At 53.2% G+C, this 15,073-nt stretch carries 12 protein-coding genes and 1 pseudogene; 10 read left to right on the forward strand and 3 right to left on the reverse strand.

Going from position 1 to position 15,073, the window contains the following annotated elements; all coding sequences use genetic code 11:
- Positions 1–167: pseudogene (locus tag GTO89_RS18025) on the forward strand (transposase); the annotation flags it as partial.
- Between the two features lie 106 nt (positions 168–273).
- Here GTO89_RS18025 and GTO89_RS15640 read toward each other — a convergent pair.
- Positions 274–1,479: an MFS transporter gene (locus GTO89_RS15640; RefSeq protein ID WP_161263037.1), complete on the reverse strand. Its 1,206-nt coding sequence runs from the start codon at positions 1,477–1,479 to the stop codon at positions 274–276.
- Positions 1,480–1,608: 129 nt separating this feature from the next.
- Here GTO89_RS15640 and GTO89_RS15645 point away from each other — a divergent pair, with 129 nt between their 5' ends.
- The 6 genes from GTO89_RS15645 (at position 1,609) to GTO89_RS15670 (ending at position 7,801) form a co-directional block, all read left to right on the forward strand.
- On the forward strand, positions 1,609–2,511 hold the full coding sequence (locus GTO89_RS15645; RefSeq protein WP_161263038.1) for a LysR family transcriptional regulator: 903 nt from the start codon (positions 1,609–1,611) through the stop codon (positions 2,509–2,511).
- A 76-nt stretch (positions 2,512–2,587) separates the two neighbouring features.
- Entirely contained in the window at positions 2,588–3,031 is a 444-nt protein-coding gene (locus GTO89_RS15650) for a MarR family winged helix-turn-helix transcriptional regulator (RefSeq protein ID WP_161263039.1), read from the forward strand.
- A 20-nt stretch (positions 3,032–3,051) separates the two neighbouring features.
- Positions 3,052–4,146, forward strand: a complete 1,095-nt coding sequence (locus tag GTO89_RS15655; RefSeq protein ID WP_161263040.1) for an NADH:flavin oxidoreductase — start codon at positions 3,052–3,054, stop codon at positions 4,144–4,146.
- Positions 4,147–4,308: 162 nt separating this feature from the next.
- Positions 4,309–4,914 carry a transglutaminase-like domain-containing protein gene (locus tag GTO89_RS15660; protein ID WP_204758280.1) on the forward strand — a complete coding sequence of 202 codons (606 nt, stop codon included), beginning with the start codon at positions 4,309–4,311 and terminating at the stop codon, positions 4,912–4,914.
- 323 nt (positions 4,915–5,237) lie between these two features.
- Positions 5,238–6,962, forward strand: a complete 1,725-nt coding sequence (locus GTO89_RS15665; RefSeq protein ID WP_235920527.1) for a methyl-accepting chemotaxis protein — start codon at positions 5,238–5,240, stop codon at positions 6,960–6,962.
- A 344-nt stretch (positions 6,963–7,306) separates the two neighbouring features.
- Entirely contained in the window at positions 7,307–7,801 is a 495-nt protein-coding gene (locus GTO89_RS15670) for an L-2-amino-thiazoline-4-carboxylic acid hydrolase (RefSeq protein WP_161263041.1), read from the forward strand.
- A 167-nt stretch (positions 7,802–7,968) separates the two neighbouring features.
- Here GTO89_RS15670 and GTO89_RS15675 read toward each other — a convergent pair whose 3' ends face one another.
- Entirely contained in the window at positions 7,969–9,936 is a 1,968-nt protein-coding gene (locus GTO89_RS15675) for a methyl-accepting chemotaxis protein (protein WP_161263042.1), read from the reverse strand.
- 500 nt (positions 9,937–10,436) lie between these two features.
- Here GTO89_RS15675 and GTO89_RS17720 point away from each other — a divergent pair, with 500 nt between their 5' ends.
- The 3 genes from GTO89_RS17720 (at position 10,437) to GTO89_RS15690 (ending at position 14,128) form a co-directional block, all read left to right on the forward strand.
- Entirely contained in the window at positions 10,437–11,297 is an 861-nt protein-coding gene (locus tag GTO89_RS17720; RefSeq protein WP_161263043.1) for a methyl-accepting chemotaxis protein, read from the forward strand.
- A 340-nt stretch (positions 11,298–11,637) separates the two neighbouring features.
- Positions 11,638–13,755, forward strand: coding sequence for an ATP-binding protein (locus tag GTO89_RS15685; protein WP_161263044.1), 2,118 nt, complete (start codon positions 11,638–11,640; stop codon positions 13,753–13,755).
- Positions 13,727–14,128, forward strand: a complete 402-nt coding sequence (locus GTO89_RS15690; protein WP_161263045.1) for a response regulator — start codon at positions 13,727–13,729, stop codon at positions 14,126–14,128. The genes GTO89_RS15685 and GTO89_RS15690 overlap by 29 nt, the downstream gene beginning before the upstream one ends.
- Here the strand turns inward: GTO89_RS15690 and GTO89_RS15695 are convergent.
- Positions 14,106–14,777, reverse strand: a complete 672-nt coding sequence (locus GTO89_RS15695) for a response regulator transcription factor (protein WP_161263046.1) — start codon at positions 14,775–14,777, stop codon at positions 14,106–14,108. The two genes, GTO89_RS15690 and GTO89_RS15695, sit on opposite strands and share 23 nt — an antisense overlap.
- Positions 14,778–15,073: the final 296 nt, after the last annotated feature.

Consider the following 15,073-nt stretch of genomic DNA (forward strand, 5'->3'; position numbering starts at 1 on the left):
GCATGAAACGACATGAGAAAGGCATCCTGCGGTGGTTCGTCTCAAACGTTACGAATGGGCTTCAAGAAGGGATCAATAGCGTGATTCAGGCGGCCAAACGTAAAGCGCGAGGGTACCGGTCAGTACGCAACTTTATCTCCATCATTTACCTGGTTGCAGGTGATTTGTGTAGCACCGGCGAGAAGTTGATACATTTTCACCAAACAAATGTTCACCCACACAAAATAGCGAAGAGCCATTTTTTTCATCAAGTAACATCTGTTGCCCCCCCTATTAAGATTTGAGGAAAATTATTCTTCTAGCTGCTTTACCCGTCGCAAGCCAAGCAAATGTCAACAGCAGCAACGTCCCTACCGCTCCCCAATAAGCCGCATAGGCTTGTACAAATGTGTTAAGAAGATAACCGAGAAACGGCCCCATCGCGGCGCCGAAATCAATGGCAATCGAATAAGCGGTCAGCACGAGGAGTTTCGAGGAAGATGACGCTGCATCTGAAGCGATCGCATCAGTAATCGTGGTCAGCGCGGTTGCTGCCAGTTGGATACCGATGACGATCAGCAACCATGGGATAATCGGGATATCAAGAGGGAGTAGGGCAAATAGACAAATCGCCAGTAGCAATGATGCGATGAGGACCATTCCCCGGCCATAACGCCCATCCGATATTTTCCCAACCCAAGGAGCTAACCAGGGTTCCCACCCCCATCGTATGGCTTGTAGAATCCCTGCGAGAGATGTAGCCCCGAGGGTAAAACCAGCGATATTGATGATGGCGGAGTTATGCGCTTGGACCAGATAACTCAGGGTTGCCGTGAACATGCCTTGAAAGATCATGGCCACCAGCATTCCAGTGAGTAAGGCCCGAAGGATCATTCGATTTTTCCACAGCACCGATTTATTCGAAGTATTTTCCTCTCCGCTTGTTCGTTTGTCCGTGGAAGTGGGAACCCAGAGCAGAGCGGACGGAATGGATAATAACGTGATCGCGCCAAAGAGCAAGGCTGTCATGTATAAACCGTAGTAGTCGGCAATGAACCCGCCAGCCAGCATGCCGACGAAGCTGCCCAAGCGATATAAACCATTGAACATCCCCATGGAATGGCCTCGGTTCAAATCCGTGGAACAATCGACAATGGCCACATAGGAGCCCAAGCGCAGAAAGGTCCATGCCAAGCCCCAGACGCACCGGATCAGGAGCAAAGGGAGAAAGCCTTTTACAAATCCGTAGGATAATGTCGTAGCAAACGCCAACGCAGCGGCGAGAAGCACCCCTTGTCGGGTGCTGATTTTTTTGTATAGCCAACCGACAATTGGATTCAAGGGCAATCGGATCAAACGATTGATAGATAAGAGAACGCCGACTTCCCATAAGGAACTTAGCCCGGCCTCTTGCCAATGGGTCGGGAGGACAATGTATAGCATGGAGTCGCCGATCAGGCAAACGGCGGTAAGCAGGGCGATGACGATGATCGGTTTCATTTTAGAATCAACGAGGTGGATAGGCCATCCGCTCCTTTCCCGCCAACTGTAATCTATTGAAGAGCGCCATGTAAAACGCATAATTCCGTGATACAATATCGAAAAGTTCTATATTTGAAGGGGAAAGACATGGACACATTGGGCATCGAGGCATTTCTGGCGATTATCCAAACGCGAAGCCTGACCAAGGCAGCGGAACTGCTTCATCTGTCACAATCGACGGTCAGTTATCGGCTGCAGGGTTTAGAGCGATCATTGGGCGCAACGTTGGTCGAACGCAGGAAAGGCGTCCCGACGATCAGCTTGACGCCTTTCGGAGAAAGCTTTGTTACCTTAGCGGAACGGTGGAATATGCTAAAAAGGGAAATTACCCTGTTACAGTCCACAGGCCCGCAGGTTTGCCTAACGATCGGCGCCGCGGACAGTTTGAATGTGTATGTATTGCCACCGCTTTATCAGATCTTCAGTCAACAATGCCCCTCCGTTCGTTTGCAGATTTGTACGCAACATACGATGGAGTCCTATGAGAGCATGGAGCGCAAAGAAATCGATGTGGCCTTTGTAAAGATGGAGAGGGTGGCGCCCGGCATCGTCGTTGAGCCCTTTTATGTGGACGAGATGGTGGTCGTTCGACGCCGAGGAGAAGAGAGAACACCGGCGGATATTGTTTCACCGCTCGAATTAGACTGCCAACAGCAGATCTATTTCAACTGGGGGCCATCCTATCAGATGTGGCACGACCGGTGGTGGGATGCCAACAGCCCCTCTTGCCTCCAAGTCGATGCTGCCGCACTGATCTTTTCGCTGATGTGGGATGCGCGCCAATGGGCGATTGTCCCCCAATCGATCGCAAAGGCATGTGCCCAGAAGGATGTATTTGTCGTCCAAAGGCTTTCCGATCCCCCGCCGCCGAGGGTCTGTTATCAACTCACCCCGAAAACCCCAGATCCTGTCAAAGCATCGGCCATCGATCGGCTCAACCAGTTTGTTCAGTCGATTTTCCCTCCCAACAACACGCAGCAGGGGCGTTGACGAATGGGGAAAGACGATGGTACATTGATAAGTGTATATACACGAATTACGCCAACCCGGAAGGTCGATACTCATCATGACGCACATTCAAAACGGCTATCCTCACCCCCCGAGCCCATGTAACTGCATGAACGTCCGCCGGGCTTCTCGGGCTGTCACCCAATTCTATGATGAGGTTTTACAGCCGAGCGGTCTCACGACGGCCCAGATGGCGCTTCTGCGAAATCTGGATCAGCAAGAGCCGATGACCATGAGCGAACTGGCCAAAACGATGCGGATTGATCGCACCACTTTAAACCGCAATCTGAAGCCCTTGGCCGATGCCGGACTCATCGCCGTCAACCCCGGCAAAGACTCGCGCACCCGAGTGGTCACGCTCACCGCAACAGGGCATGCGTTGCTCGGGAGGGCGTGGGCGCTATGGGAAGAGGCGCAAGCATCGATCCAAGAATACATGGGGGAAGAGGAGCTTGCTAAACTGACAGAACTGCTGTCAAAGCTAGAGGCCCTTGCACCGTGAAGAAAAAAGGAGAGGATCCCATGAAATCGTTGTTTGATCCAACGACACTGGCCGGCATGCAACTGAAAAATCGCTTCATCCGGTCGGCCACGCACGATGGCGTCGCCGATGCAAGCGGACACATGACTGACGCGCTCCTTCAGATTTATGAAAATCTGGCGAAAGGCGGCGTTGGCGCCATGATCACGGGGCTCGCCTATGTCAGCGACCTGGAACAGCCGATAACGGGACAGATGGGCATCTATGACGATTCATTTATCGATGACTATAAAGGGCTGACGGAAACGGTCCATCGGTACGATGCGAAAATCATCCTGCAAATCGCTTGCATGGGGTCTCAGACTTTTCCTGCCCATGGCAAGATCATGTGGGGGCCGAGCGCCGTGGAAGATCTCTTCTATAAGACGACCCCGCAGGAAATGAGCGTCGAAGACATTCGACTCGCCCAAAGGGCCTTTGCCGATGCGGCGCTCCGGGCGAAACAGGCGGGCTTTGACGGTGTTCAAATCCATGGCGCCCATGGCTATCTGCTCAGTAAATTCCTGACGCCCCACTATAACCGCAGGACCGATGGCTATGGCGGCGGCATCGAGAACCGGTCCAGGATGGTCATCGAGACCTATCAGGCCATTCGGGAGAAGGTGGGCCCCGAGTACCCCGTTCTCACCAAAATCAATGGTGACGATTTTATGGATCAGGGGATGACCTTTTCGGAAAGCCGGTATGTCTGCGAGCGGTTGGCCGAATTGGGGATCGACGCCATCGAAATCAGCGGTGGCTTGGGTTCGTCGAGACCGAATGAGGGGACCGTACGGACCATCACGACCGAACAAGAATCCTACTTTCGGTCCTATGCGGCGCAAGTCGCCGAGGAGATCGATGTTCCGGTGATCCTGGTGGGAGGCAACCGAAATGTTGCCGCATTGACGGATCTGATCAATCAAACCGCCATCGAATACATATCCCTTTGCCGGCCGCTGATCCGGGAGAGCGATCTGGTGAACCGCTGGCAGAGCGGGGACGTGACCAGCCCACTCTGCGTTTCTTGCAACAAATGCTTCCGTCGCGGAGGAACGGTCTGCGTATTTCATCGGAAGAAGAAAGGCCTGTCGTGACGCTTGCGATGAAGCGCGAAAGCGGTTGACCTTGTCGTCAAGTGGTTGGCAGTCAGGCGGCGCTACGACTTGGAAGCGGTTTTTCTCAATTCAGAGATTGTACGATTTCATGAACGTCGATAATTTGCAGGCGCCATCGGGAGCGTGGAAAGGAAGACTGCCTTGGCGTTAATCACGGAGACTTCTGACCTAGACGCCTACCTCGCTGTTTCGGACGTAATTGATTGGGACAACCCGTCGATCCGCAAAATGGCCGGACAGTTGTTGGCAGGTAGCCACGATGACGTGGAGATCGTCCGCGCCATGTATCACTTCGTCCGAGACGAGATTGCCCACTCGGCCGACATCGGCGGGCAGGTCGTCACCTGCAAGGCCTCGGAAGTGCTTGAACACCGCCAGGGGATCTGTTACGCCAAAGCCCATCTGCTGGCGGCCTTGCTCAGATGCGCCGGGATCCCGGCGGGCTTTTGTTATCAAAGGCTGCTGTTGGATGATGAGCAGATGCCCTGGCTGGTCGTGCATGGGCTGAACGCGGTGTACATCGGAAGGGAAAAGAAGTGGATCCGTCTCGACGCCCGGGGAAACAAGGCGGGTGTGGAAGCCGAGTTTTCCCTGGAGGGGGAGAAGCTGGCCTTTCCGGTCCGGACGGAATTCGGCGAATCGGAGGATCTCATGATCTATGCCCAGCCGAGCGAAAAGGTCGTGCAGGCGCTGCAACGCCATCAAACGGTGGCGGCCCTGTTCGCGAACCTTCCGTCGGAAATATGAAGGAACTGGCCGACGGGTTTGCCATGTTGGCGCCCATCTACCACTTCTTTTTAGGATTGAGAAGAGCGAGGCCATGACGCCGGTCGACGAGAGCCTGGCAATTATTTGGCGCTGCTTGTTCGTTTGTAAAAAGAAGGACTTTCTCAAAAAGCTGTAGAAGAATGTCGAATATTGAATTGATGTTTAAAATTAAATTGTGTGTGAAAGGACGTGTTGGACGAGAGAGACGCGAAAAAAAGAGTCAAGGTCCCTTAGACCGGGGTTCAAGTAACCACGACGTCAGTGACATCGATGCACAACATACGTGAAGGGACTTGAGTGGAATGAACTTTCGTTATCTCCCAATCGGAAAAAAGCTATACCTGGGCTTCGGTCTGGTAACAGTGCTCATGCTTTCGGTGATCGTATTTTCCTATATCCAGTTTGTCGCCGAGTCCGATGCGGTGGCGATAAACGTGCACACCTACGAGGTCATGCGCGAAGCTGACGGGATGTTGACCAGTTTAGTCAACATGGAAACGGGTGAACGCGGGTATGCCCTCACGGGAAAGGAAGAGTTTCTGGAACCCTATAACAGCGGCAAGTCCAGCTTCCAGCAGCATTTTGATAAGATCAAACAACTGACGTCGGATAACCCCAAACAGCAGGATCGACTTACCCTCTTGACCAAGCAAGAAAAGGAATGGCTACAGGCCGAGGCGGATCGGCTGATTGAATTGCGGCGTCAAGCGGGCGCCGGTCAAGCGAAACTGGAAGACGTCCTCGCCTTTGTGCAGGCGGGAAAAGGCAAGCAGAGCATGGACGGCATGCGCAAGCTCCTAGCCGACATCAATGCGGAGGAAAGCAACCTCTTGGTCAAGCGCACCGACGAACTTCACAAGACCGAGGCGAAGACCAAGCTAACCATGCTTGGCGGCGGCGCCGTGGGCGGCCTGCTCGCCTTTCTCTTCGCTTTTTTGATCACCGGCGTCATTACCAAACCGGTCAATCTTCTGTATGAAGAACTGACGAAACTGGCCCAAAACGGCGGCGATCTGCGGCAAAAGATCCAAGTGGACGCCAAAGATGAGATCGGCGATTTGGCGAAGGCGATCAATCAGTTTTTAGCCGACCTCCGGGGGATCATGAGCCAGGTGCTGTCGGGCGCCGAGAATGTCTCCACATCCACATCCGAACTGAGCGCCAGCGCCGGGCAATCGGCGCAAGCGATCAATCAGGTCGCCGCTTCGATTACCGATGTGGCCCAAGGGGCCGATAAGCAGGTCCATGCGGTCAGTGAAGCCACGGCGGTCATCGAAGAGATGTCCGCCGGTATTCAGCAGGTGGCCACCAATGCCAATGCCGTCTCCACTGTCGCCGAAAAAACAGCCAAAGCGGCAGCAGAAGGCGATAAATCGGTCAACGCGGCCATGAACCAGATGGGCAGCATTGAAAAAACCGTCTCCAGTTCGGCTCAGGTGGTGACAAAGCTTGGCGAACGCTCGAAAGAGATCGGCCAGATTGTCGATACGATTTCCGGGATCGCCGGACAGACCAACCTCCTGGCGTTGAACGCGGCCATCGAGGCGGCGCGCGCCGGCGATCAAGGCAAAGGGTTTGCTGTTGTCGCCGAAGAGGTGCGCAAGTTGGCGGAACAGTCCCAGGAGGCGGCCCAGCGGATTGCGCGATTGATCTCGGAAATCCAGGTCGAGACGAGCCAGGCCGTGGTGGCGATGCAGGACGGAAGCCGTGAAGTGAGAGTCGGCGCCGATGTGATGAACAGCGCCGGAAAAGCCTTCAAAGAGATCGTCACGCTCATCGATCAAGTTTCGTCCCAGGTCAGCGAGATCTCTGCGGCCATCCAGCAGATGGCCTCGGGGAGCCAGCAGATCGTCACCTCGGTGAAAGACATCGACCGTTTTAGCAAGGACGCCGCCGGCCAGACACAAACCGTGTCGGCGGCGACGGAGGAACTGTCCGCATCGATCGAACAAATCTCCTCTTCCAGTGAAGAGTTAGAGAAAATGGCCGATGAACTAAAGGCCGCTGTCAACAAGTTCAAGGTGTGAGTCTTTCGCAACGCCACCCAAGCAGCGTGTGCAGTGGAGGCAGGGGGAGGGCGGTTTCAGCGATGAAGCCGTCTTTTCTTCTGCCTGCCCGCCATAGGCGTTGTCTGTAAGGGGAAGTCCCGAACGCTGAATCTGGCTAAAGCGGGGGTGTTCGTCCTGTGGCGAGGCCGAAGCAAGTTGAGAACTTCACACCGCACTCAAGTAAAATACAGATGAAACAAACTCGCCCAAGAAAATACGCTGCCATTGGGCGAGAAGGAACAGCCCGGCATTCGTCCAATACTACGATTGTCAGGGGTTATCTTTGTAAGACTGATGACAGAGAGGAGGCGAGGTGGTTGCCCATGGAAGAGAAAATGGTTCCTCTTGACGCGGCCCAGCGGGAAGTGCGCAAAATGGCCGACATGATGGCGGCGCTTTACCGGCATTTTTCTCAGGAGATCATCGATGCGGTCGGGGAAGCAAAGGGCGTTGAGATCATCCAGAATGCCGTATGGCGTTACGGCCAGGAACGGGGTCGGCAGCACCGCGAAAAGGTGCTCGGGCAGGGTTTTCCGGACGAGCCGGAAAGTTACACCAAGCTCCCCGATTTGCCCGCCTTTGGTTGGGATGTGGAAAAACTTTCAGCGACGAATCCATCCCACGTCCGCGTGACCTACTGCCCTTTCGCCGCCCACTGGAAGGAGAAGGGCTTTCAAAAGATCGGCCGCCTTTATTGCGCCGTCGATCAAGCGAAGTACAGCGCCTTTCATGAAAACAGCGATTATGCCCATCTCCAGAACACCTTGGACGGTGATGACTGCTGCGAGATGATATGCAGAAAAAAAGTCGAGCCATAATCGTGCCATAGCAAAGAGGGAACCCTTCCGGAATCAACCGGAGGCGTTCCCTCTTTTTTTCATCTCATCGGTTTGACGTGGCGTGTCGGCGCCGTCTAGTGTCATCGACACGCCGCCGTCCGGAGTCATCGACCGGCGACTCTTTCGCCCGTGATGCAGCGATCCTGTTACTGGGTTTTAAACTGCTGCACCATCTGGTTTAAATGTTCAGCCATTTTGCTGAGTGTTTGCGCCGATGCGATGATTTCCTCCATCGTGGCCACTTGCTCTTCGACAGCGGCGGCCATGTTTTGCGCCCCGGCAGAAGAGGCGTCGGCGAATGTCTTGATCGAGCGGAGATGCTGCGCCACTTCAGCGCCGCTGGCGGCCACTTGTTGAACCGAAGCGGAGACCTCTTGAATGTCCGTCAGCACGCCTGCGATGGCGGTGGAGATCTGTTCGAATGAGCGGTTTGCCTCTACCACCACTTGGGTCCCCGTCTCGACCTCGGTCGATCCCTCGTTCATCGAAGCGACGGCCTGGTCGGTCTCCCGCTGGATCTGGGACACGAGCTGTTGAATTTCCGCAGCCGCATGGCCCGATTGTTCGGCCAGCTTGCGAACCTCTTGGGCGACAACAGCAAAGCCCTTCCCCTGTTCACCGGCACGGGCTGCCTCGATGGCTGCGTTGAGGGCCAACAGGTTGGTCTGTTCGGCGATTCCGGAGATCACCTCGACAAAACCGTTGATGGTCTGAGACCGCTCACCTAAGGCATTGACCACCGACGACGCCGCATGAACCGTTTTTTGAATGCTTTGCATCTGCCGGTTCACCTGTTCTAACCGCGTTCGGCCAAAGGTGGCATGATCCGTTGTCTTATGAACGCTGTCGGCGGCTGTGGTTGCTTTTCTCTTAACATGGTCAAGGGAAAGGGACAATTGCTCCATCAAGTTCCGCGTAGCGTCCACGCTGGTTGCTGTTTCCTCGGCGCTTTGCGATACGCGCTGAATGTTCTCGGCCATATCATTGGTTGCCGCGGTGGTCTGCTCGGAAGCGATCACCATTTGGCCGGAAGCGGTTGTCACGCCAGTGGCGTTTTCCTTCACCGCTCCGATCAGGTGGCGAAGATTGGCCACCATCGTCTCAAAGGAATGGGCGAGTTGACCGATCTCGTCGTTCGAATCGCCGCTGGATGTCGCTACGCTGAGATCTCCCGAGGCGACGGCGTTGGCGGCTTTTTGGAGGGAACGAATCGGCTTCGTGGCTTTGTTCGCAATGAAAAAGACGGCCACGCCGGCGAGCGTGAGGATGCCCACCATTAAAGCAAAGAGCAGCGTGATCAAGCGGGTGCTTTTTGCTTCCACTGTAGCAACCGATAACTCGGTGCAGATGATCCAACCGGTTCGAGCGTCTCGAATAAAATGGACATACACAGGTTGGCCTCGTTCATCGACAGTCTCTACGGTTCCGCTGGCGCCGGCGAGGGCCTGCGCGACATATGGGCGATCTTTCAAATCCAGTTGGTTGTCCCCGAGCGAGATGCGCGGATGGCCGAGGAGCTTGCCTTCGCTATCGACGACAAACACGGCAAGATCATTGGTGGTGCGCTGTGTGACAAACTCTTGCATGCGACCGAGGTCGATCGTTCCTTGCATCACCCCTTTGACTGTTTTCCCATCGGCTTCATAGATGGGGGTGGCCAGCACGACAATGGGGTGATTGTTCGACTTACTGATCAATACCTCAGAGATGACCTGCTGTTTCCCCTGCATGGCCTGCTGAAAGTGCTTGCGATCCGCCACATCGACCAGTTTCGAGTTGTCGCTTCTGAGGATCTGCTTACCCTTTTCATTATCGATGCTGATTGGATTTAGATCGGGATATAGCCTACTCGTTTCGGTCAATATTGGTTTAGCGTTTTCCAGATCGAAGGTTCGGACGGCATCCGTCTTCGCCAACAACTGAAGCAAGGCCATATTTTTGTCGATGAGCCCACTGATCTCCAACTGCACCTCTCTTGACTTCCCGAAGCTGATCTCTTTTTCAGCGTCTTCGAGATTCGCCGCAAACATGGTTTTGGTGATGAAGGAGAACAGAAGCAAGGGGAGTCCGCAAAAAAGCAACATCAATAGGGCAAGCTTCTTTTTTAAATCCATCGGCAGGTTCCTCCCTTACTGTATCACCTGTAACGCCCTTATCATCTGCGAAAGGAAAACTGGAACTTTGGGTAAAAAAACATATTCACAATCGTTTCAACGAATCAAACCCACCACCCTGAGGCGGTGAAGAGCAGGGAACTGCTTTTCACCGAATTTTTCTGACGAATGTAGCTATTCATTTCTTCTGCTCTTGTCGATAAATTCCTGCACTTTAATAAAAAATTAAAGCAAAAAGATATCCTTATATAAACATCATATCACAGCGGAAAGAGACTTACTGCACTAGAAGAAGAATGCTATACTGAAAACGCATTCAACGTTACTATATGCTTATCCTCAAAATAAGGGATTACAATTGTAGGAAAAACAACTTGGGTTGCCTCACTTACGTAATAAGCGAAAAAGGAAAAATAGCCTTGAATGGATAGGGTGTAAAAATTGTTTCAAATGGGATGTTCCCTCATTGGTGGATTAAATATTGAGACAGGAGGGTGCCTATGAATTACGTCTCAACGGTTTTGGAAAACGGAAGCGAAACGGATGTCCTTCTGAGCGCGATTCATTTAGGACCGGTGTTTCAGGCCGTATTGCCCTACGATTGTATGGTGGGGGTCACCGATCGGGAAAAATTCCTGGCCTACTTCCCCCCAAAAGATTCCAGCTACAAGCTGCCCATCTCGGCTGGATCCAAAATTGCAAAGGGGGATGCCATCTATGAGGCGATGGAAGCCGGCACGATAAAAACGGTAACCGTGCCGCCCGAAGTTTTTGGCGTCCCCTACCGAGCAACGGGGATCCCTGTCAAAGACAGCCGGGGTGTTGTCATCGGTGGCATCGGTGTCGGCGTCAGCCTAAAGGGGCTCGTCAATCTTAAAGATTCGGCGCAGCGGATCACGGCAACCAGTGAAGAACTGGCCGCCTCGACAGAGGAATTGGCGGCCACAGCGAGTCAATTGGCCCAAGAGTTTTCCCGCGTCCGAGAAAATGGGCTGAAAGTGCTTGAGCAGGTAAAAAAATCCGATGACATCCTCCGGTTTATCAACAGTGTCGCGACAAACTCGAATTTGCTCGGCCTGAACGCCTCCATTGAAGCGGCTCGCGCCGGAGAGAGTGGACGCGGGTTTGCCGTGGTGGCCGAAGAGATTCGGAAAATGGCCTTAAACAGCGCCCAGTCGGTAAAGGAAATCAAGGAGATCCTCTCGGGGATCGCGGAGAAGGCGACGAAGATGCTGGCGCAATTGGATGAGACCGCTTCGCTCAGCGACCGGCAGGCGTCGACGACGGAGCAACTCAGCGGGGCGGCGCAGGAACTGGCGCAGATCGCGGAAAACATTGATAGAGCGTCCCAAAGCCTATAGGCGACAAACGGTCAAGGCCACCGAGAGCGTTGCCGGGGTTGCTCGTCCGATAGGATGACGGTGGGGCGGCCCGAGACGGACGAAGGGCAACAGAACAGGATGGGGTCACGATAGAGGCAAAAGAGGGAACGCTCCCGATGAACGGGGAGTGTTCCCTCTTTTGTGTTCGTAACCGGAGGATTGAATACAACAACAAGTTGACTGTTGAACATACACCATATAAATTAGATGCAAGCAACCTTTTTTTGTATTTCAATAACGGCCACCGGAGCCATGGTATAAATATCATAAGATCCACAAGCGCAGCGGCTTTGCATGTAACAGAGATGGAGGACATTGATTGAATTACGGAAAGATAAGATCATTGCTGACGGAGGCATCGCCGGCGATACGTAAATCGACCACCGTAACCCTGCTATTCGGCCTCTTTTTGATCTCGTCGAACTGGTTTGGGATGTATTACAAAATCCAGAGCGAACGGGAGGCGGAATTGGACAATGCATCTCGGATTGTAGAAAACTACGCCTTCGGCTTTGGCAAACAGACGGACCATGTCCTAAAAGATGTGGATGATATTTTATGGGTTGCACAACGGGAAGTTGAGGAAAAGGGAAGACGAATCGATCTTTCACGAATCATCAGCGAGTCGGGGTACGACTTCTCCGATATGGTTCAGTTTGGAATCGTGGGAGAAGACGGAGAAATCATCGCCGGGAGCCTGCCTTTTCGAGACGCAAAAGAGTTGACGTTCCATGACGCATTCGTCGTACACAAGGAGCCTGGCGGCGGGCTGTATATGGGCAGGACCGTACAGGCGGCAGGCACAGGAGAAAAGGTCATGGAGATGTCGCGGCGCATCAACAAGCGCGATGGTTCTTTTGGCGGCGTCGTCCTTGCGGCGGTTTCCCCGGGATTTTTTACTGAACCTTATCGGGATTTGGATTTGAACCCGGGGACATCCCTCGAGGTGATCGGGTTGGATGGGTTCGTGCGGGCGCGGCAGGTCGGGTCGACGGTAGAGGCAGGAGAGGATATCGGCGCGAGCGTCCTTTACCAAAGCATTCGTACCGAAAAAGAAGGAAAATGCATTGCCAATGATGCCCTTGATGGGGGAACACGGATCTATAGTTTTCGCGTGCTTCCGGGGTTTCCCTTGGCCGTATCGGTGGGGATGGAAGAAGCGGACGTGTTTTACCAGCTCAATCAGCGCATCACCGGGTACATAAGGGTCGCAGCAACCAATACAGCGGTGATTATCCTGTTCCTTTCGATGCTGCTCAGGGTGACGGCCCGGCAAAAGCAGACGGAGGAGGAACTGCAACGAGCCAGTGACCGGTTGGAGGAAGAGGTGCAACAAAGAACACGGGAGTTATTCCTTGCCAATCAGGATCTCAAGGTCATCAATGCGGAGCATTTCGCCATAAACCGGGAACTGCAGCAACGAAATGCGGAACTGCTGCGTGAAATCGCAGAACGAAAACGGATTGAGAAGGAACTCCAGCGGTATCAATCGGCCATCATGCAGAAAAACGACGAATTGACAGCGGCCATCGATACCCTCAAACAAGCGCAACAGCAACTCATCCAACAAGAGAAAATGGCCAGTATCGGGCAATTGGCGGCGGGGGTGGCCCATGAGATCAACAATCCCCTGGGTTTTGTCAAAGGCAACGTGGAGATGCTGGAAGAGTATTGCCATCTCATGCAGATCCTCTTAAAGGAATACCAGGAACTGGGCGCGATGGCCTTGACGGGTCGAGCCCAGCCGGCGATGCAGGAACGATTGAATGCGATTGCCCAGATGGAAGCGGCGCATGATCTGACCTTTGTGTTGAAAGACCTTCCGGAACTCTTTCGGGATACGATGGAAGGCATCGAACGGATGAGTAAAATCGTCAAAGAAATGCGGGTTTTTTCTCATTTGCGAAAACTGCAGATCCATGAGCCCTATGATATGAACCAAGGCCTGAGAAGCGCTTTGATCGTTGCTCAAAACGAAATCAAACACTGCGCGACCGTCGAATGCAGGCTGGGCGATATCCCCGTGATTGAAGCCGACGGCGGCGAGATCAACCAGGTGTTGCTCAACCTTATCGTCAATGCCGCGCAGGCGATCAAAGGGAGGCATCAAAGCGAGTTGGGGTTGATTCAGGCAACCACCTGGCATGATGAGCGGTATGTCTACTGTTCGATCGAGGATAGCGGGATTGGGATGGATGAAGAGCAGTTAAAAAATATATTCGTTCCCTTTTTTACCACGAAGCCGGTAGGTCAGGGTACCGGCTTGGGCCTCAGCATCTCCTACGATATTGTTGTTCAGCGGCATAACGGGGGGATTACGGTCGAGAGCGACGCTGGAAAGGGTTCAAAGTTTATCGTCGCATTGCCCCGGAAACAGGAGAGGACAGGCGTTGCGGAGGGTGGAGAACATGAGGAAGGCAACCATCCTGATTGTTGATGACGAGAGAGCCATTCTGAGCGCCCTTCAGCGGGCGCTCCGGGGAAGGGAGTTCACGGTGGTTACGGCAGAAGACGGGCAGGCCGCTCTTGAGATCTTTGCGCGGGAGCCCGTCGATCTCATCGTATCGGACATGCGGATGCCAAAAGGGAACGGATGTGAACTATTGCGCATCGTGAAAAAACAGTATCCCGCCACCCTTCGCGTGATCATGAGCGGCTATTTTGAAGATGAAGAGGTTGTGAAGGCCTTACATGACGGAACGTGTGAAGCCTTCCTGCAGAAACCGTGGGAGCGAACGTCGCTGCTGAACAGCCTGCGTCAACTGGTAGGCAAATCGAGAAATGCCCTTACTGGGTGTAGGGATACTTGATCAAGCCCTGTTCGACGGCAACGGCGACCAGTTTGGCCCGTTTATTTACGTCGAATTTACTAAACAGATTGGTAACATGGCACTTCACGGTTCCAATCGCGATATGCAGGGTATGGGATATTTCTTCATTCGAGTAGCCTTTCGCCAACAGGGTGAGGACTTCCCTCTCTTTTCGCGTTAACCGGACACAGTCCCGGTGGGGGACACTTGATTTTCGGCTGCCGCCTCCGGGGGCAGCTTTTTCTTGCGTGCGGTTGTGGGCGTGCTGCATATAGGTGCGGACGGCCTCTTCGACGACCGTGCGGATTGTCGATATGGACGTGGGCTTCATCAAGAAGCCGGTGATTTTACCCCGGTTGACGGCGTCGATGGCCATTTCGATTTCGGCATGCCCGGTAACCAGTATCCGCTGGATCGCATCGTTGTGGGCGTAAATTTGGGAAAAAAGGTCAATGCCGTTGAGGATGGGCATCAGATAATCGGAGATGACCACACAAAAGGGGCCCTCTTCGATCAGCCGTAAGGCCTGGAGGGGATCGCTGGTTGTGGTGATCTCATATTGCGCCTGCAAGATGCGGCGCATCAGGGTCAAACTGAGTTCTTCATCATCGACGATAAGGATATGTGGACGATTTGGATCGCCGCTCATCATACATCACCCGGTGAATAGGATTTGAATCCGGAACATATTGTAAATTCAATTTCTGCGCAAGAAGCCGTTTTCCTCTGTTGTTTGCATTGTAATTGTATATTTATTATTGAAGCATTATTTTGAAATAAATGGAAATGACTTAGTCTTGTATGGGGTTTGTATATCTTTCGGCAGATGTTCTTCCTGGATAAATGTACTATTCTAAGATTGAGTAATAGTACATTTTGGAGAATTTGCAATAATTAAACCAATAATTGATATGAATTTTGTCAAAGGTGTCGCCATCAGTAGGT

This window comes from Heliomicrobium gestii, from assembly GCF_009877435.1.
Classification (GTDB): domain Bacteria; phylum Bacillota; class Desulfitobacteriia; order Heliobacteriales; family Heliobacteriaceae; genus Heliomicrobium; species Heliomicrobium gestii.